16 protein-coding genes and 1 tRNA gene are annotated in these 17928 nt (G+C 69.8%); 4 read left to right on the top strand and 13 right to left on the bottom strand.

Features of this window, described 5'->3' with window-relative positions; genetic code table 11:
• Nucleotides 1-983: 983 nt before the first annotated feature.
• The 7 genes from P3T34_RS19350 to P3T34_RS19320 form a co-directional block, all read right to left on the bottom strand.
• A complete protein-coding gene (locus tag P3T34_RS19350) occupies nt 984-1208 on the bottom strand; it encodes a DUF397 domain-containing protein (RefSeq protein ID WP_280667288.1) in 225 nt (74 codons plus the stop codon).
• Nucleotides 1208-2065, bottom strand: a complete 858-nt coding sequence (locus P3T34_RS19345) for a helix-turn-helix transcriptional regulator (RefSeq protein ID WP_280667287.1) — start codon at nt 2063-2065, stop codon at nt 1208-1210. Before P3T34_RS19345 ends, P3T34_RS19350 begins: the two co-directional genes overlap by 1 nt.
• Before the next feature lie 741 nt (nt 2066-2806).
• Complete coding sequence (locus tag P3T34_RS19340; RefSeq protein WP_280667286.1) at nt 2807-3991, bottom strand: HNH endonuclease; 1185 nt, start codon at nt 3989-3991, stop codon at nt 2807-2809.
• 236 nt (nt 3992-4227) lie between these two features.
• Nucleotides 4228-4317: transfer RNA gene (locus tag P3T34_RS19335), tRNA-Ser, on the bottom strand.
• Between the two features lie 56 nt (nt 4318-4373).
• A complete protein-coding gene (gene tadA / locus P3T34_RS19330; RefSeq protein WP_280667285.1) occupies nt 4374-4898 on the bottom strand; it encodes a tRNA adenosine(34) deaminase TadA in 525 nt (174 codons plus the stop codon).
• A 47-nt stretch (nt 4899-4945) separates the two neighbouring features.
• Complete coding sequence (locus P3T34_RS19325) at nt 4946-5521, bottom strand: hypothetical protein (protein ID WP_280667284.1); 576 nt, start codon at nt 5519-5521, stop codon at nt 4946-4948.
• 229 nt (nt 5522-5750) lie between these two features.
• Nucleotides 5751-5969: a hypothetical protein gene (locus P3T34_RS19320; RefSeq protein WP_280667283.1), complete on the bottom strand. Its 219-nt coding sequence runs from the start codon at nt 5967-5969 to the stop codon at nt 5751-5753.
• A 111-nt stretch (nt 5970-6080) separates the two neighbouring features.
• On the opposite strand from P3T34_RS19320, the gene upp reads away from it, so the two are divergent.
• The gene (gene upp, locus P3T34_RS19315) at nt 6081-6716 is read left to right on the top strand and encodes a uracil phosphoribosyltransferase (protein WP_280667282.1); all 636 of its coding nucleotides are present in this window, start codon (nt 6081-6083) and stop codon (nt 6714-6716) included.
• 84 nt (nt 6717-6800) lie between these two features.
• Here the strand turns inward: upp and P3T34_RS19310 are convergent, their stop codons facing one another.
• From P3T34_RS19310 to P3T34_RS19295, 4 genes are all read right to left on the bottom strand, one after another.
• Nucleotides 6801-7574: a LytR C-terminal domain-containing protein gene (locus P3T34_RS19310; protein WP_280667281.1), complete on the bottom strand. Its 774-nt coding sequence runs from the start codon at nt 7572-7574 to the stop codon at nt 6801-6803.
• 272 nt (nt 7575-7846) lie between these two features.
• Nucleotides 7847-8143 (bottom strand): type II toxin-antitoxin system VapB family antitoxin, encoded by a 297-nt coding sequence (locus P3T34_RS19305; RefSeq protein ID WP_030061387.1) that lies wholly within the window; start codon nt 8141-8143, stop codon nt 7847-7849.
• A 190-nt stretch (nt 8144-8333) separates the two neighbouring features.
• Nucleotides 8334-9500 (bottom strand): hypothetical protein, encoded by a 1167-nt coding sequence (locus tag P3T34_RS19300; protein WP_280667280.1) that lies wholly within the window; start codon nt 9498-9500, stop codon nt 8334-8336.
• 90 nt (nt 9501-9590) lie between these two features.
• Nucleotides 9591-10313 carry a rhomboid family intramembrane serine protease gene (locus tag P3T34_RS19295; RefSeq protein WP_280667279.1) on the bottom strand — a complete coding sequence of 241 codons (723 nt, stop codon included), beginning with the start codon at nt 10311-10313 and terminating at the stop codon, nt 9591-9593.
• Between the two features lie 146 nt (nt 10314-10459).
• Here P3T34_RS19295 and P3T34_RS19290 point away from each other — a divergent pair, with 146 nt between their 5' ends.
• Together P3T34_RS19290 and P3T34_RS19285 are read left to right on the top strand one after the other, a co-directional pair.
• Nucleotides 10460-13234, top strand: a complete 2775-nt coding sequence (locus P3T34_RS19290) for a lectin (RefSeq protein ID WP_280667278.1) — start codon at nt 10460-10462, stop codon at nt 13232-13234.
• 53 nt (nt 13235-13287) lie between these two features.
• Nucleotides 13288-15471 (top strand): MMPL family transporter, encoded by a 2184-nt coding sequence (locus tag P3T34_RS19285; protein WP_280667277.1) that lies wholly within the window; start codon nt 13288-13290, stop codon nt 15469-15471.
• A gap of 7 nt (nt 15472-15478) precedes the next feature.
• On the opposite strand, the gene P3T34_RS19280 is transcribed toward P3T34_RS19285, so the two are convergent.
• Nucleotides 15479-16240 (bottom strand): class I SAM-dependent methyltransferase, encoded by a 762-nt coding sequence (locus tag P3T34_RS19280; protein WP_280667276.1) that lies wholly within the window; start codon nt 16238-16240, stop codon nt 15479-15481.
• Nucleotides 16241-16357: 117 nt separating this feature from the next.
• Here P3T34_RS19280 and P3T34_RS19275 point away from each other — a divergent pair, with 117 nt between their 5' ends.
• Nucleotides 16358-16909, top strand: coding sequence for a GNAT family N-acetyltransferase (locus tag P3T34_RS19275; protein WP_280667275.1), 552 nt, complete (start codon nt 16358-16360; stop codon nt 16907-16909).
• Nucleotides 16910-16932: 23 nt separating this feature from the next.
• On the opposite strand, the gene P3T34_RS19270 is transcribed toward P3T34_RS19275, so the two are convergent.
• A complete protein-coding gene (locus P3T34_RS19270) occupies nt 16933-17871 on the bottom strand; it encodes an AraC family transcriptional regulator (RefSeq protein WP_280667274.1) in 939 nt (312 codons plus the stop codon).
• Nucleotides 17872-17928 lie beyond the last annotated feature (57 nt).

The following is a 17928-nucleotide window of genomic DNA, read 5'->3' as shown; positions in this document are numbered from 1 at the left end:
GGGGAGGGAGGGTTCTTCGACCAGGTCCTTTACAAGAGGGACGTCAGCAACGCCGGTCTTCGCCGAACCGGAGGCCGGACGGGGGACACCTGGTGCCTCCAGCTGAGGGGTGTCGAAGACGTGGGCCTCGCTGCGGATCCTCCCGTCCTCCATCCGCCGTTTCACGACCCGGTAGTAGCCGGCTTCGGTCAGCTCCTTCAGGGCCTTGCGGATCGCCCCGCGCCCCTGGGGGCTGGAGTCCGCCATCGCTCGGCCATCCTCGCGCCAGCCGTCGGGGCGAGAGAGCAGGTCGGTCAGCAGGCCGCGGGCGGTGTAGCTGAGCCGACGGTCCTGCAGCAGGCCGTTGGGCAGCACGGTGAAGTTTCGCGCGTGAGCGCTACGATGTACAAGCATCTGGAGTTCCTGCTCCTGTGCCGGACCCCGGGGTGTTAGCGCACCGCCGGGGTCACCTATGTTCGGTTCGGATTCGGAACGTAGCACAGACCAGGTCGCACCATCGAGGGTGCGGGCAAGTGGTCAGAATCAACTGCAATATCGTCAGTTGGCCTGCAAGGTAAGCACATTGTCGAGCAGGTGCGTGGTCATCGCTTTCGGTACGTAGCGAAACGCCTAGCTTACGGCCGCCCAGTTCCAGGGCCGTGGACCGTGTCGACCCTGGATGCAGGTGAGGCGGTAGTGGGCTTCCTCGCGGTGGCGGCGTGGGTCGGTGGTACAGCCAGCGGGCGACTGCGAGCTCCCGGACGGCGGCGTCCCACTGCCCGGGTCGGCCGATGCGGACGACGACCTGGTGGTGGTGCCGCCACAGGGCGTTCTCTCCGATGCGGATGGGCTCGGCCTGCTCTGCGGACAAGCTCGCAGCGGCGCACGCCTTTAGCAGAAGCGCGCTGGATTCGTTGGCGCTGGTCAAAATGCCACTGTAGAACGGCACTTCCGCGATGCGGGCGAACCCCCTTGCCGCCGTGGGCTGTAGAGATGAGGGCGGGTCAGCAGTCGCCGGGGAGATCCCCGGCTCGCACGCCGTCCACGAAGGCTCGCCACGCGTCGGCGGGAAAGACCAGCGCGGGACCGTGAGGGTCCTTGCTGTCTCGGACCGCCATCGCGCCAGCGAAACCGTCGGTGACCTCGATACAGTCGCCCTGATTCCCGCTGAACGTGCTCTTGTGCCACACAACGTGGCTAAGGTGCACGCCGTGCCGGTCCGTGTGCATCACTCAAGGTCCTTTGCAGTCTTCGCGATCAGATCGCGCGAGGGTTCCACATCAAGAGCCGCCGCACGCAATAGGTCGAACGCCTGACCGTACTTCCGAAGGTCATCTTCCTGTTCGAGGTAGAGACTACTCGTCAGGGACTCTGTACACACCACGTCGAGATCGCCTCGGATTGGGAACTCCAAGATGACGAACGCGCCGAGCATCCCGGCGTTAGCGCCAGCCCTCAGCGGCACCACCTGCACCGTGATGTTAGGTTCTTCTGATGCCTCGTTCAGGTGCCGGAGCTGCTTGATCATCGTCGCTTCGTTGCCCATGACCCGGTGTAGGGCCGCCTCGTCCACGATCGCCCACAGCTTGAGCGGATCTTGACGACGGAGCGCAGCGTTCTGTCGGGCAAGTCGAACACTGACGAGGGCGTCCAGCTGATCTGGTGGTGTGTCCGGCTGGAGGCCACGCGTGACGGCTCGGGCGTACTCGGAGGTCTGGAGAAGCCCTGGGATCAGGGTGGTTTGGTAGTTCCGAGCCGCTACGGCTTCTGCCTCGAACGAGATGAACGACGCGTACCGCTGCGACAGTACGTCGGAATACGGCTGCCACCAGACGCGACGCTTGCCATCTCGCGCGAGCGTTGCGAGCGCTTCCCGGGTCTGAGGGTCGGTCACCTCATAGACATCGAGAAGTGTCCCTACTTCGTGGGGGCGGACGCCGGAGCGGCCGTTCTCGACTCGACTCACCTTGGATTGGTGCCAGCCCAGGCGGTCCGCAGCCTCGTCAACGGTGATCGCCAATCCCTCTCGGATCTTGCGAAGTTCCGCCCCGAGCATGCGCCGGCGGACAGTCGGAAGTGCTGCCACGGTTCGACCTCCCATCGATGGTGCCCCATGTCTTGGCACAGTCTCTCGCTTGCCAGCGAGGCGTGACGCCAAAGTGCATATGCACTTTGGCGATTCATGTTGCAGCCATAACGCGACAGGAGGCACACTAACGGTGAGTAGTCCGTTGGTTCACTTTTGTGATCTTTGTGGCTCGTCGCCGGGCATTCCTGTGCCCTGTTCCAGCCGTCGCTGGGGCCGTGGAGCGGCGTAGGTCACGTCTTCGGCCCGTGCGCTCGGAAGGTAGCTTCGCCATGCCTGAAATGCCTGACAGGTCACTCGCGTTTGCAGGTCAAGACAGTTGTTGGTTGCCGCGTAGCCGGCGGTCGCCGGGGATCGCCCGGCGGCTTCTGGTCGTCCTGCTGGGAGAGGTCGAGGGTGGTCACCGGTTCTTGGACGTGGGTCTGTTGCTGCTCTCAGAGCTAGTGACCAACGCCGTCGTCCATGGCACGCCCCGCGACAATCTGGTGTGGCTATCGCTTGAGGTAAACGAGTTCCGGTTGCGGATCGACGTGCACGACGCGCGCGGTGACCGCTCGCCGCTGCTTCGCGCAACTGGCCAGGATGACGAGTCAGGGCGTGGCCTTATTCTGGTCAAGTCCCTGTCTCTGCGGTGGGGTTGCTGCCCTCGGGCCGATGTCGGGAAGATCGTTTGGTGCGAGTGCGGCCCGTCGGTCGAGGTTGCGGCAGCGGCAAGTTGAGTCGGCGGGAGGCAGGGATGGGTTAGCCCTTCTTTGCCACGTCTGCCTGCCAGGCGCGATACCGCCAGTCCAGGGCATCACGATGGGGGTAGTTGGGCAGGCCATCCAGCCGCGGCTGGATGATGCCCAGTTGTTTGAGAGTCGGCCCCTGTGGGCGTAGCTCGACCTCCAGGGTGTCGGGGTGGATCGCAAAGAGATGGAGGTCGAAGGCTCGGTGGAGGGCCGCGTTCATAGGCAAGCCATTGCGCGCGTCGGGGCTGCCGTTGTCGGCGTCACCGCGCAGGTGGGCGGCCTCCAGCATCGCCGAAACCTCGACACCGGAAAGCGGGCAACGAGCGCCGTAGCGCTGGATCACCTTGAACTTGAAGCGCGTCTGGTCGGGGCGAGTGCGCACGTTCCGGAGCTGGCTGCGGCTGCGGTTGCCTTCCAGAACGAATGGCTGGTCATCTGAGTGATCTGCATCGAGCACTACTTCGGGCGGCGTGTTGCCATAGCTGACGAAGAACATCTTGGCCGCGTCATCCCAGCCCTCTACCCACGCGAGGCGGACAGAACGCCGGTCCCCGCGTTGGCTGATGGCAAAGACAGGAAGTTTGAGCTGCGCAGTCGCCTTGGTGGCGTTTACCTCCGCCAGATCGTGCCCACCGCGCTTGGTGACTGGGTAGTGATAGAGCATGCCGTCTTCCCTGAGGTCATCCGGGTAGTCCACACCCGTGTGCTTCAACGCGACGGTGACTCCGATGCGGCGGTTGACACGCTCCGTCCGGACCTTGTCGACCCAGATGCCCTGTTGGCCGCCATACGCGCCGACTGCCCGGATGTCGCGGGCCGAGAGCAGACCGTCCTGGCCACGCCGAGCCTGGAGGTTTGCCCAGATGGCCTGCCGCCACGCGAGCTCATCAGGGGTCGTCGTGGTTTGGTCATCAAGCACAGTGAAGTCAAGGTTCCGAAGCAACGGGCTGACGCTATCGGCCTGAGGGCCAGCGGAAACCTGGGCAGCCGAGAGCGGCCCGTCCCCGGGGTGCTGGTAGCCGTACGCGACAGCTGCGATCGCTTGGGCGTCGTAGAGCCGGTCACAGTGGTGGACATAGTGCCGGACGGTCTCGTCAAAGCCATGCTTCTCCAGGAACGAGTCTCGACCTTTACTGTCGAACTCCTTCAAGGCCTGCAAGACGGCCTCGCGGCTGGTCAGTCCCTCGATGCCCATGTGCTCCCCCTGCCGCATCACTCCCAGTACAAGCAGCTTTTACTACGAGTGTGAGTGTCGAGAGGTTCCCGGACGGGACTGAGCCAGCGCCGACACAGATGAAGGGCACGTGATCGACCCCGATCCGGACGGACCCGGCGAGGGGCCAGCAATGGCGGGCGAGACGGAAACTGAGACGAGAAACGAAGAAGACCACCCCTCAACGGTTGAGGGGTGGTCTTCTTCGTGCTGCTCAATGGCGGTAGCGGTGGGATTCGAACCCACGGTGAAGTTGCCCCCACACACGCTTTCGAGGCGTGCTCCTTTGGCCGCTCGGACACGCTACCGAGGGAGACTCTACCGGACGGGTCGCGTGGTCACGAAATCCGTTAGTGGGCGGGGGTCAGCGGTGGGTGTCGAAGAAGGTGCGGAGCTGGGTGGCGCAGGTGTCGGCGAGGACGCCGGGGATGACTTCGGGGCGGTGGTTGAGGCGGCGGTCGCGCATCACGTCGAAGAGGGAGCCGGCCGCGCCGGCCTTCTCGTCGAGGGCGCCGTAGACCACGCGGTCGATCCGGGCGAGGACGATGGCGCCCGCGCACATGGTGCACGGTTCCAGGGTGACCACCAGGGTGCAGCCGGTCAGGCGCCACTCGCCGACGGCGGCGGCGGCCTGGCGGATGGCCTGGATCTCGGCGTGGGCGGTCGGGTCGCCGACCGCCTCGCGTTCGTTGTGGCCGCGGCCGAGGACGGTCCCGTCGGGGCCGAGCAGCAGGGCGCCGACCGGGACGTCGCCGGTGGCCGTGGCCAGGGCGGCCTCGGCGATGGCCAGGCGCATCGTCGCCGTCCAGGGGTCGCGCACCGGGTCGGGGCGGACGGGGGCGGGGAGCGGGGCGAGGGCGACGAGGCCGGGGTCGAGGTGGGGCTGCATCCCACCAGTGTCGGACACGGCTGGCCCCGCCCCGACCCCGCCCGCCGTTAGCGCACCGCCTCCAGGACCTCCGCGCAGCCGAGCGCGTCGGCGATCTCGCTGAGCGCCTCGCCGGGTTCGGCGCCCTCGCCGCTGAGGTCGAGGAGGTCGGTCGAGCTGATTCCGAACTCGGTCAGCAGCTCGGCGTCGCCGAGTGGTCCGACCGGGACCCCGCCGGGGCCGGTGGCCGGGCCGTCGTCCTCGTCGTCCTCCTCGTCGGAGCCGGCGCCGAGCTCGGCGTCCTCGCTCTCCTCCAGTTCGGTGACCAGGCTGTCCAGGTCGTCGAACTCACTGTCGCCGGCCCGGCCGACCAGCTCCTCGGTGAGGACGACGTCCCCATAGGAGCTGCGTGCGGCCGCAGCGGCATCCGATACGAAGATCCGCGGATCCTCCTCGCCGTCCACCCGGACGACGGCGAACCACGAATCCTCCTGCTCGATGAACACCAGCACGGTGTTGTCGTCCTCTGCCGCTTCGCGTGCCAGGTCGGCAAGATCGGCAAGAGTTTCGACACTGTCCAACTCGGTCTCGCTCACATCCCACCCGTCCTCGGTGCGAGCAAGCACTGCAGCGAAGTACGCCACCAGGGACACTCCCAAATGGTCTCGGCCGTCGGCGATCTCGGGCGAACGCGGTCTGGCCGCCCCCGCGCCAGAGGCGGTCCGCTGTTCGGACCGTCCCATCGGAATCGTGACAGAAAGCCTGGCCTTGCGGGGGGTGTTCGGCAGCGCGTCTTTGCAGGTCGTGTCGGAATCCCGGGTTCACGGCGGCGTGGCGCGGCCGGGGTGGCGCGTCGGAGTGGCGCGCGGGGTGTCAGATCCGGAAGGTCCGCATGCGGAGTGCCTCGCGCATCCGGCGCTCCTTGGTCTTCCTGGGTTGCACTCGGGCCCGCAGTTCACGGGCCTCGGCGAGCTCGCGCAGAAAGACGGCCCGCCGGCGCCGGCGCTGGGCCTCCGTCTCGGGCGGTGCTTCGCGCTGCTGCTCGGCGGGCTCCTCGGGGGGTCCATGGATGGGGCCCGGGTCGCTCTTCATACGGTCTGACCTTCCCAGAAGTCATGGATTGACACCACAGGAGCGGCGCCCGGCCAGGAACCCGGCGCGCGAGGGTCGTACGGGTGTCCAGGCGCGGATAGGCTCGGGACCATGCGGATCCACGTCGTCGACCACCCCCTGGTGGCCCACAAACTCTCCACGCTGCGCGACGAGCGCACCGACTCCCCGACCTTCCGTCGGCTCACCGACGAGCTGGTCACCCTGCTGGCGTACGAGGCCACCCGGGACGTGCGGACCGACGAGGTCGAGATCACCACCCCCGTCGCCGTCACCACCGGCACCCGGCTCAGCTACCCGCGCCCGCTGGTGGTGCCGATCCTGCGGGCCGGGCTCGGCATGCTGGACGGCATGACCCGGCTGCTGCCGACCGCCGAGGTCGGTTTCCTCGGCATGGTGCGCAACGAGGAGACGCTGGAGGCGTCCACCTACGCCACCCGGATGCCGGACGACCTCTCCGGCCGTCAGGTGTACGTGCTGGACCCGATGCTGGCCACCGGCGGCACGCTGGTCGCCGCGATCCGGCTGCTGATCGAGCGGGGCGCCACCGATGTGACGGCGGTCGTGCTGCTGGCGGCGCCGGAGGGCGTCGCGGTGCTGGAGAAGGAGCTGGCCGGCCTGCCGGTCACCGTGGTGACCGCCGCCCTGGATCAGCGCCTGAACGAGAACGGCTACATCGTCCCGGGTCTGGGCGACGCCGGCGACCGCCTGTACGGCACCGCGGGCTAGCGAAGCGGAGCCGGCAGGAAGACGTACGCGGGAAGACGTAAGAGGGGGCCCCACCGGCGGTGGGGCCCCCTCTTCGCCGTTCGCTCAGCAGCTGCCGGGCAGCGGGGAGGCGGACGGCGTGGGCTTGAGCGCGGCGGCCAGCGCGGCGGCGGCGGCGTTCGGGTCCAGCAGGGCGCTGTAGCCGTCGCCGATCACGAAGTCCACGCTGGCGTCGGTCCGCTCGTCCGCCATGGTGGCCGCGCCGGTGACCTGGGAGCCCAGCAGGGTGGCCGCGCCGATCCCGGCCTGACCGGCGACCAGTTCGGCGGTGCCGGGCACCTTCTTGTCCAGGGCGGAGGGGGCGTTGCCGACCTTGCCGACGGTGAAGCCGCGCTTCTTGAGCTCGTCGGCTGTCCGGGCGGCCAGGCCGGCCTTGTCGGTGGCGTTGTAGACGTTCACCGTGACGGTCTGCGGCTGCGGGATCGCGCTCGCGGCGGCGACCGGAAGCGAGGGAGCGGCGGCGGCCGGCGAGGCGCCTGCCACAGGTGCAGCCGAGGTCGAGGCCGAGGACGCGGTCGAGGACGAGGCTGAGGCCGCGGATGAGCCGGAGACGGCAGGTGAGCCGGAGACGGCGACCGGCGCGGCCAGCGGCTTGCCCGAGGGCTGGTGGGAGGCGCAGGCCTGCGCGGTGCCGTGCTTGGCCTTACCGGTGAAGATGTCGACCAGTTGCACGCCACCCAGGGCGATCAGCGAGAGCGCGAGCAGCGAGCCCACGAGCATCAGGATCCGCCGACCGCGCCGGGGCGGCGGGCCGAGCCGTGGGTAACTGGTGCCGGTGATACGGAACTGCTTCCCCTTCAAGCCTTGGGGAGTCAACATGCTCACAGTCTGTCTCCCCTTGGTGGAAGGGCAGCCTCGGAGGCGGGCGACGGGTGAGGCCACCGAGGCGGAGAATCCGGATACCCGGAGCGTGGCGCTGCCGTGGTCAGCAGCCTAGTCCGATATGCGGCATGAAGGTAATAAATGATCATCATTTGGCGCATACGGACACTCGAAAGGGTGTACTGACGACCCGTCCATCACCCCGTACGGGTGATGCGCCCTCAGTCCGCGGCGGCCGACCTCAGGACGGACCACCGGGAAAGAACGGCTTATTCCATTTCGAGCACGCGGGCGTGCAGAACCTGGCGCTGCTGCAGGGCGGCGCGCACCGCGCGATGCAGCCCGTCCTCCAGGTACAGGTCTCCGTGCCACTTCACCACGTGGGCGAAGAGGTCCCCGTAGAAGGTCGAATCCTCGGCCAGGAGTGTTTCCAGGTCCAACTGGCCCTTGGTGGTCACCAGCTGGTCCAGTCGCACCGGGCGAGGGGCGACGTCCGCCCACTGGCGGGTGCTGGTCCGGCCGTGATCCGGGTACGGCCGCCCGTTGCCGATGCGCTTGAAGATCACACGGAAAGCCTACCGTTCCGGCGGGGCGCGGCACAGCAAGCGTGGCGTCACAAGCTCGGATCCGGGTGTCCGACCTGCGTCGATGCCGCGAACTGTGGACGAAGTACCGGTGTGCCGCGCCGCTCTGCCGAGCCGTTTGGTGGGGTAATCAGCCCATTTGGGAGAAAACCGTTCGGTGGTCGGGGCGGGGTCAGCCGCGCAGGGCCGTGCCGATCCGATCCATCGAGGAGAGCCGCATCAGCCCGTAGTTGTAGAACTCGACCTCCGGCACACCCAGTTCGCGCAGCATGTCGATCTTGGCGGCCAGGTTGGCCGGACCGTCGCAGTCCTGCGCCATCGGACGCAGGATCACCGCGAGCTCGGTGGGCCGGACGCCGTGCAGGGCGAAGGCGGCGACCTTCTCGCGGACCGCCTCGGGGGTCTTGGCGTAGCCGAGCGTCTCGATCTGCGCGCCGGTGGCGGCGAGCGCCGGCAGGTCGATGCCGGAGAGCCAGCCGGTGCCCGGGCCGCCGCCGTCCATGAAGGTCAGCCGCATGCCGTGCCGCCGGGCCCGCTCGGCCAGCTCGGCGGTGAGCGAGGTGACGGTGGCCGTACCGGCGTCGAGGTACGCGGCCAGCGTGCCGTCCGCGAAGGTGTCCAGGGCGGCGGGTTCGGCTGCGGCGCGCTCGTCGGCCAGTCGGCGGCGGATCTCCTCGGCGACCAGTCGGCGCACCTCGTCGGCCGGCACGCCGCGGGTGGTGGCCGCGGCGCGGCAGTGCGAGCAGAAGCAGACTCCGAGCAGTGCCTCGGCGGCCGCGCCGAGCTGCTCGAAGTAGCGCTCGTGGTGGTAGCCGTGCCGCAGGCCGTGGAAGTGCAGCGACTCGGCGCGGATCGCGTCGACGCCGTACCGGGCCAGCTCGTCGACCAGGGTGTGCGCGTACTCGCGGACCTCCGGGTTGGCCGGGCAGAGCTCGGTGAGGTGGCGGTCGCCGAAGGCGTTGGCGGGGGCGCAGTCGGGGTGCTGGAAGCCGAGCCGGTCGTTGTGGCAGAAGACGGTCCAGGCGTGCAGCTTGAGTCCGCGCCGATGAGTCTCGGTGGCGGCCTCCGCGAACGGGTCGCGCTCGCCGATCGCGCCGGCGGGCGTGGGGGCCAGTCGGCGGCCGGCCCAGCGGGCCGGGTCGGGGCGGAAGTACGCGGCGCCGGGCTCCAGGTAGCGGATCACCCGGTGCGGGTTGTGCGGGAAGACGTCGCGGGCCTCGTGGTAGACCGAGGCCAGCGTGACGCCGCCGACGCCGGCCCGGTCGGTCAGGTTCCCGAAGAAGCCGTCCGCCCCCTCGTCGATCAGGTCGGTTGCGAAGGCGAGGACGGACGACTGCACGGCGCGGCTCCGGAGCAGGGGGGACGGGAGGCTCACGCTAGCGGGCTGTGCTGGAATGGTCTATACCTGCGGAGTCGGCGGAGCGCCGGTTCACAGGCCCAGGTCGTCGAGCTCCTTCAGCAGGTCGGCGCGCGAGCCGGTGGCCGCCGGCAGATTGCCGCGTTTCGGGAAGTTCGGGTTCGTACGCGGGCTGGAAGAGGTGTCGCGCGAACGGCGCTCGCGGAAGATCCAGGCGCCCAGCAGCCCGCCGAACAGCCCGCCGAGGTGGCCGAGCCAGCTGATCCCCGGCGTACCCGGCACGGCGAGGGTGACCAGGTAGGCGAACGAGGCGCCCATCACCAGTCCGACCAGGCTGTCGATCAGGTGGCGGTCGAAGAAGCCGCGCAGCACCACATAGCCGAAGTAGCCGAAGATCAGGCCGCTGGCGCCGACCGTCAGGGTGTCCCCGCGCTCGAAGACCCAGACCGCGAAGCCGCTGGTCAGGGTGATCAGCAGGGTCAGGGCGAGGAACTTCTTGACCCCCCGGTAGGCCGCCAGGAAGCCGAAGACGAAGAGCGGCCCGGAGTTGCCCTCCAGGTGCTGCCAGTTCAGGTGCAGGAAGGGCGCGGTGAACACGTCGGCCAGCCGGCTCGGCTGGTGCGGCAGGATTCCGAAGCGCTGCACCAGCGTGCCGCCGTCCGACCAGTTCGCGATCTGCACGATCCAGACCAGGCAGAGGAAACCGAACATCACGAAGAACGCGGTCCGCGCCTCCGCGATCATCCGGGCCTCGGCGCTCCGTGGTTCGCTGCTGCCAGCTTCTCTGTCCGCCACGATCGGTCCCCTCCCAGCCGGGTCACTGCAGCACTCTAGGCCGGATCGGCCGAACGGGGGACTGTGAGCCTGTCATGGCCGGACGGAATGGGCGCTGCCGTCACGATGAGTATATGAGTGTCCGTCAGATTGTCACCCCTCGGCGAATGGCTGCGATTGCCCTGGCGGCCTGTTCCGCCTTGCTGTCAGCCACTGTCGCCGCCCCCGCCACGGCGGTGCAGGCGCCTGGTGGCCACGCCGCCCGGACCACCGTCAACGACCCGGCCCAGTACGTCAATCCGTTCGTCGGGACCAAGCAGAGCGCCCCCGACTTCGGCGACGGCGGTGGGGCCGGCAACACCTTCCCCGGCGCCAGCGCGCCGCTGGGGATGGTCCAGTGGAGCCCGGACACCGTCGACTACCAGCACGGCGGGTATGTCTACGGCGACCAGCGGATCCGCGGGTTCAGCCTCACGCACATCTCCGGCGCGGGCTGCGGGGACTACGGAAACATCCCCTTCATGCCGATGCTCGGCAGCACCCCGGTCGGCCATTCCACCTTCACGCACGCCCACGAGTCGGCGTCCCCCGGTTCGTACGCGGTGACCTTCGACAACGGGCTGACCACCGAGTTGGCCGCCACCCAGCGCTCGGGCATCGCCCGGTTCAGCTACCCGGCTGGGCAGACCGCCTCGCTCACCATCGACGCGGGCAAGGGTTTCAACGCGGCCTCCGGCTCGGTGACGGTCGGCACCGACCGGGTCTCCGGCTACACCGACAGCGGTGGGTTCTGCGGGATGGGCAACCGCTACCGGATCTACTTCACCGCCGTCTTCGACCACCCCTTCAGCAAGGCCGGCATCGTCACCGGCGGCACGCTGGACACCACCCGCAAGCACGCCGAGGGGCAGAGCGGCGGGGTCGCCTCCCAGCCGGTCAAGCCGGTCGACGGTCGGCCCCAGACCCTGGGTGGAACGCAGCCGCCGGGTAAGACCCGGGCGCCCCGGCCGGTCCACCCCGAGCTGGCCGAGGCTGCCTCGGGCGCGGAGGCGCTGGTCTCCTTCGACACCAGTAGCAGCCGCACCGTCACCGCCCGGGTCGGGATCTCCTTCGTCAGCGCCGACAACGCGGTGGCCAACCTCACCGCCGAGCAGGGCAGCAGCAGCTTCGACCAGGTCAAGGCGGCAAGCCGGGACGCCTGGAACGGGATGCTCGGCCGGATCGCGGTCTCCGGTGGTGAGCCCCAGCAGCTGCGGATGTTCTACAGCGCGCTCTACCACTCGATGCTGCACCCCAGCGTGCTGAGCGACGTGGACGGCCGGTACCCCGGCTTCGACGGCGTGGTCCACACGGCCGCGCCCGGGCACGCCCAGTACGCCGACTTCTCGGGCTGGGACGTCTACCGCTCGCAGGTGCAACTGCTCGCGCTGCTCGCTCCCCAGCAGGCCTCGGACATCGCCCAGTCGGTCCTCAACCAGGGCACCCAGGGCGGCTACTTCGACCGCTGGACCCTGGCCAACGGTGGCACCGGTGTGATGATCGGCGATCCGCTGCCGATCATCGCCGCTGACATCCAGGCCTTCGGCGCGACCGACTTCGACGCCGCCGGCCTGCTGCGCACCGCGGTGGCGGGCAGCCGGGACACCCGCGAGCGCGGCGGCTTCGAGCCCTACGAGGAGCAGGGTTACGTCCCGGTGGGGACGGCGAACGAGGACGAGACGGCCTCCGACACCCTGGAGTACGCCAGCGCCGACTTCGCACTGTCGCAGGTCGCCGGGCGGCTGGGCGACACCGCGACGCACGACACCTTCCTGCACCGCTCGGCGAACTGGCGCAACCTCTTCAACACCACCAACCGCTACATCCAGCCGCGCAACTCCGACCACAGCTGGCCCGACTTCACCCCTGACCAGCAGGACCAGTACGCCGAGGGCAACGGCGCGCAGTACACCTGGGCGGTCCCGTGGAACCACCGCGGGCTCTTCGACGCGATCGGCGGCGACGGCCCGGTGGCCACCCGCTTGGACGACTTCTTCCAGCAGTTCAACGCCGGCCCGGGCGAGCCCAACGCGTACCTGGGCAACGAGCCCACCATCAACACGCCCTGGACCTACGACTACGCGGGTCGCCCCGACCGCACCCAGGACGTGGTGCGGCAGGCGCTGACCACGCTGTACTCGGACGCGCCCGAGGGCGAGCCCGGCAACGACGATCTCGGCGAGCTGTCCTCCTGGGCGGTCTGGTCCGCGCTCGGCATGTACCCGCAGGTCCCCGGCCGGGCCGAACTGGTGCTGGCCAGCCCGCTCTTCCCGGCCGTCACGATCACCCGGGGCAACGGGGTGTCCATCGACATCAGCGCTCCGGGCGCCTCGCAGACCGTCCGGTACGTGCACGGGCTGCGGGTCAACGGCGCGGACTCGCAGCAACCGTGGACCGGCGAGCAGCTGGTCACGCAGGGCGGCACGCTGGAGTACACGCTGGCCGCCGACCCCGACCCGGTCTGGGGGCACGCCGCGCAGGACGCGCCGCCGTCCTTCGACGTCGGCCCGGCCACCCCGAGCACCGGTCCGGTCACCGGCCTGGCCGGGAAGTGCCTGGACGTCAGGTCGAGCGCGGTCGCCGACGGCACCCCCGTGCAGCTCTTCGACTGCAACTCCAGCACCGCGCAGAGCTGGACGCCGGCCTCGGACGGCTCGCTGCGGGCGCTGGGCAAGTGCCTGGACGTCAGCAGCAGCGCGATCGCGGCCGGCAGCCAGGTGCAGCTGTGGAGCTGCAACGGCACCGGAGCGCAGCAGTGGTGGCCGCGGGCGGACGGCACCCTGGTCAATCCGCCGTCCGGGCGCTGCCTGGACGTGCCGGCCAGCGACAGCAGCAACGGGAACAGGTTGCAGATCTGGGGCTGCGACGGCACCGCCGCCCAGCAGTGGCAGGTGACCGACTGAGCCTGCGGGTGCCACCGGATCGCAGGGCCTGACCAGGGAACGGAGGAGGACGGATGGCGGTCACCAAGGGTGTGCTGCGCAGGTTGGGGGAGTGGTGTGCTCGGCACTTCGTCGTGGTGATCGTCATCTGGCTGGTCGGGCTGGGGGGCCTGCACGCCCTGCAGAACACCTTCGGTGGGACCTACTCGGACGACTTCTCGCTGCCCGGCACCCAGTCGCACCAAGGCGCCCAGGTGCTCAGCGCGAACGATCCGCAGGCCGGCGGAATCGGCGCGCAGGTCGTCATGTACGACGCGCAGGGGCCGCTCACGGCCGTGCAGAGCCAGGTGAACCAGGCGGTCGCCTCGCTGCAGCAGCTGCCGCACGTGCTGAGCGCGGTGAACCCGCTGCCGTCCTCCGGCGCGCTCTCCGCCGACCAGAAGACCGCGTACATCACCGTCCGGTTCGCGAGCAATCCGACCTCGTTCGGCCAGTCCTACCTGCAGGGGGTCGACGCCGCGGTGGCGCCGATCCGGGCGGCCGGCGTGCAGGTCGAGTACGGCGGGCCGCTCGGTGAGCTGGCCCGACCCAAGGCGGCCGACCTGGTCAGCGAGGCGATCGGCTTCGCGGTGGCGATCGTGGTGCTGCTGATCGGGTTCGGCAGCGTGATCGCCGCCGGGATGCCGCTGGTCAGCGCGCTGATCAGCGTGATCGTCGGGCTGAGTTGCCTGAGCCTGCTGGCCATCGTCTCCACCTTCGCCACCGTCTCGCCGACCCTGGCGACGATGATCGGCCTGGGCGTGGGCATCGACTACGCGCTCTTCCTGATCACCCGGCACCGCCAGCAGCTCATCGACGGCGCCGATCCGGTCGCCGGGGCGGGCCGGGCGGTGGCCACCAGTGGCCGGGCCGTGCTGGTCTCCGGCTGCACGGTGATCGTCGCGCTGGCCGGGCTGTACGTCTCGCGGGTCAGCTTCATCGGCAAGCTGGGCGTCGCCGCCGCGGTCACCGTGATCACCGCGGTGCTCGGGGCGCTCACCCTGGTCCCGGCGCTGCTCGGGCTGGTGGGCCGGCGGATCGACCGCCTCCAGGTCCGTCCGCCGGTCGCCGAGGGCGGCTCGGCGGCGGGCTCGGAGATCGAGGGCGGTTGGCACCGCTACGCCCAGCGGGTCGAGCGCCGGCCCTGGTGGTTCCTGGTCGGCGGCCTGCTGGTGGTGGGGATCCTGGCGATTCCGCTCTTCTCGATCCGGCTCGGTCACATCGACGACGGCGCGGACCCCACCAGCTTCACCGACCGCCGCGCGTTCGACCTGATCTCGGCGGGCTTCGGACCGGGCGCCAACGGTCCGCTGACCATCGTGGTCGACCAGAGCGCGGTGCCCGCCGCGGACCGCGCCGCGCTCGCGACCAGCGTGCAGAGCGCACTGACCAATGTGCCCGGCGCGGCGAGCATCAGCCCGCCGCAGCCGACCGGCAACGGCAATGTGCTGATCTCCACCGCGCTGTCCACCGTGGTGCCGCAGGACGCCGGGACCACGCAGCTGTTCAATCGGCTGAAGAACGACGTGCTGCCGAAGGCGGTGGCCGGGACCTCCGCCACGACCTATCTGACCGGCACGACCGCCGCCCAGGTCGACTTCCTGGAGCTGATCTCCAAGCGGCTCCCGTTGATTATCGCGGTGGTGGTCGGGCTGGCCTTCCTGATCATCCTGATGGTGTTCCGCGGGCTGCTGGTGGCCGTCAAGGCGGCGGTGCTCAACCTGCTGTCGATCGCCGCCTCGTACGGCGTGGTGGTCGCGGTCTTCCAGTGGGGGTGGGGCGGTCCGGCGCTCGGGGTCTCCGGCACGGTGCCGATCGAGAGTTATGTGCCGATGATGATGTTCGCCATCGTCTTCGGCCTGAGCATGGACTACGAGGTCTTCCTGCTCTCCCGGGTGCACGAGGCGTGGAAGCGCACCGGGGACAGCAAGGGCAGCGTGGCGCACGGTCTGGAGATCACCGCGCGGGTGATCACCTGCGCCGCGCTGATCATGGTGAGCGTCTTCGCGGCCTTCATCCTCAGCGACAACATCGTGGTCAAGATGCTGGGCCTGGGACTGGCGGTCAGCGTGCTGGTGGACGCCACGGTGGTCCGGCTGCTGCTGGTGCCCGCGGTGATGACGCTGCTGGGACGGCACGCGTGGTGGGTGCCCGGTTGGCTGGACAAGCTGATGCCGCACGTGGACACCGAGGGGGAGGCGGAACTCTCGGTGCCGTAGCCCCGGCTCAGGAGGTGCGGCGGGCCTCGATCAGGAAGCGCGCGGTCTGCGCGACGAACGGCCCGTCGCGCTCGATCAGGTCGTGCAGCTCCTGGAGCCGCTCGCGGTAGTGCGCGACGGTGAAGCCGGGGACGATCCAGATCACCTTGCGCAGGAAGTAGACCACCGCGCCGATGTCGTGGAACTCGGTGCGCAGTGTCTCCGAGCGCAGGTCGACCACCTCGAGACCGGCCGCCTCGGCCGCCCGGCGGGCGTCGTCGGGGTGGCGGCCGCGGCGGACCTCCTCGGGCTGCGGGCCGAGGAAGAACTCGACGAGTTCGAAGACGCTGGCCGGGCCGACCTGCTGGGAGAGGTAGCTGCCGCCCGGTTTAAGCACCCGGGCGATCTCCTCCCACCACACCGTCACCGGGTGGCGGCTGGTTACCAGGTCGAAGGCCTGGTCGGCGAAGGGCAGCGGGGGCTCGTCCTGGTCGGCGACCACCACGACCCCGCGCGGGTGCAGCAGCTCGGTCGCCCTGGCGAGGTTCGGCGGCCAGGACTCGGTGGCCACCGCCAGGGGCGGCACCGTCGGCACCCCGGCCAGGACTTCGCCGCCACCGGTCTGGATGTCCAGCGCGGCGGCCGCCCGCGCCCAGCGCTCGCCCATCAAGCGCTGGTAGCCCCAGGACGGGCGCTCCTCGGTGGCCCGGCCGTCCAGCCAGGAGAAGTCCCAGCCGACCACGGAGACGGAGTCGGCCTCGGCGACCAGGTACTCGAATGTGCGTGACATGTCTGAAATCGTTCCAGGCGGGTGGTGGATCGGCCACCGGATATCCCGTTTTGTGCCGTTGTGTCGCCGGTGGAAAATCCCTTTTCTCACTGGTTGATCGGATGAAACGATCGATGGATGACCTACATCATCAGGCCCGTGCGTGCCGAGGAGTGGCCGGCGGCCAAGGAGATCCGGCTGGCCGCGCTGGCCGACCCGATCGCCCACCTGGCCTTCCTGGACACATACGAGGCGGCCGTGATCCGGCCCGACACGTTCTGGCAGGAGCGCACCGCGTGGGCGGCCGAGGGCCGCGTCGTGCGCCAGTTCGTCGGGCAGGACGCGGCCGGGCGGTGGCTCGGCACGGTCACCGCGCGGGTCGAACAGCCCGGCGACGAAGCCCTCTTCGGGCCCGAACCGAAGGCACCGCAGACGCATGTGGTCGGGGTGTTCGTACGGCCCGAGGCGCGGGGGACGGGACTGGCCGAGGCGCTCTTCCAGGCCGCTGTGGAGTGGTCCTGGGAGCTGCCGCAGCCGCGGATCGAGCGGGTGCGGCTCTTTGTGCACGAGCGCAACGCGCGGGCCCAGGCGTTCTACGCCAAGGCCGGCTTCCAGCGGACCGGCCTGCTGGTGGCCATCCCCGATGCTCCGGAGCAGCGGGAGGTCGAGTTCGCCCTCGCCCGGTCCTGATTCAGCGCTGATGCAGCCCTGATTCAGGCTGCCTGGGCCTGGCGGCGGTAGCTGCCCGGGGCCAGGCCGTACTCGCGTTTGAAGGCTTTGCCGAAGGCGAACTCCGAGCCGTAGCCGGCCCGGGCGGCGACGGTGCTCAGCGGGACGTCGGCCTCCCGCAGCAGTTTGGCGGCCGTCGTCATCCGCCAGCGCTTGAGGTAGGAGAGCGGCGGCTCGCCGACCAGCGCGGCGAAGCGGCGGGCGAAGGCGGCGCGGGAGAGGCCGGCCCGGGAGGCCAACGACTCGACGGTCCAGCGCGCCGACGGGTCGTCGTGGATGGCCGCCAGGGCCGGCGCGACCGCCGGATCGCTGAGCGCGGCGGCCCAGCCTTCGGCCGCCGAGCCCGGCTGGTCGTCCAGCCAGGCGCGCAGGATGTAGAGCAGCAGCGAGTCGATCAGCGCCGGCACGATGCCGCCCGAACCGATCCGCGGATTGTCCAGCTCGGAGCCCAGCAGCTGGACGGCGGCGGCCAGTTCGGGATGCCGGCCGTGCCGGGCCGGCAGGTGGATCAGCTCCGGCAGCTGGCGGACCAGCGGGTGCGGCCGGCCCTGGTCGAGGTGGTAGTTGCCGCAGAGCAGGGTGGTGCGCGGGCCGTCGCCGCCGATCGAGAGCGAGCCGATCGGCAGGTCCTGGCAGTACTGCTCGGGCGTGGGGACGGCGGCGGGCGAGGCGGGATCGTCGGCCAGGATGTGGCCGCGGCCGTCCCGCAGGAACACCACGTCGCCGGGGCCCAGCGCGATCGGCTTCAGGTGCGGCGCCGCGTCCGCCAGCGGGATCAGCCAGCAGGTGCCGTGCAGCACCACATGGAAGCCGGCCCCCGCCACCGGCGGCAGTTGCAGGCCCCATGGTGCCCGGCCGTCGGTGCGGACCGACGCCGGCCGGCCGGTCCTCATCGACCCCAACGCCTCGGTGAGCACGTCCATTTGCCGCTCCCTCCTGGTCGTTGCCCCCACGCTACCGGCCGTCGGCCGGTGTTCGCC

This window comes from Kitasatospora sp. MAP12-44 (genome assembly GCF_029892095.1).
Classification (GTDB): Bacteria; Actinomycetota; Actinomycetes; order Streptomycetales; family Streptomycetaceae; genus Kitasatospora.
This window is presented reverse-complemented; position numbering and strand designations above follow the sequence as displayed.

Bases quoted from the DNA above. Each gene is read 5' to 3' on its own strand.
- P3T34_RS19275 (WP_280667275.1), top strand. From the start codon at position 16,358: ATGACCTACATCATCAGGCCCGTGCGTGCCGAGGAGTGGCCGGCGGCC.
- P3T34_RS19285 (WP_280667277.1), top strand. From the start codon at position 13,288: ATGGCGGTCACCAAGGGTGTGCTGCGCAGGTTGGGGGAGTGGTGTGCT.
- tadA (WP_280667285.1), bottom strand. From the start codon at position 4,898: ATGCAGCCCCACCTCGACCCCGGCCTCGTCGCCCTCGCCCCGCTCCCC.
- upp (WP_280667282.1), top strand. From the start codon at position 6,081: ATGCGGATCCACGTCGTCGACCACCCCCTGGTGGCCCACAAACTCTCC.
- P3T34_RS19310 (WP_280667281.1), bottom strand. From the start codon at position 7,574: ATGTTGACTCCCCAAGGCTTGAAGGGGAAGCAGTTCCGTATCACCGGC.
- P3T34_RS19280 (WP_280667276.1), bottom strand. From the start codon at position 16,240: ATGTCACGCACATTCGAGTACCTGGTCGCCGAGGCCGACTCCGTCTCC.
- P3T34_RS19270 (WP_280667274.1), bottom strand. From the start codon at position 17,871: ATGGACGTGCTCACCGAGGCGTTGGGGTCGATGAGGACCGGCCGGCCG.
- P3T34_RS19340 (WP_280667286.1), bottom strand. From the start codon at position 3,991: ATGGGCATCGAGGGACTGACCAGCCGCGAGGCCGTCTTGCAGGCCTTG.
- P3T34_RS19350 (WP_280667288.1), bottom strand. From the start codon at position 1,208: ATGCACACGGACCGGCACGGCGTGCACCTTAGCCACGTTGTGTGGCAC.
- P3T34_RS19290 (WP_280667278.1), top strand. From the start codon at position 10,460: ATGGCTGCGATTGCCCTGGCGGCCTGTTCCGCCTTGCTGTCAGCCACT.
- P3T34_RS19320 (WP_280667283.1), bottom strand. From the start codon at position 5,969: ATGAAGAGCGACCCGGGCCCCATCCATGGACCCCCCGAGGAGCCCGCC.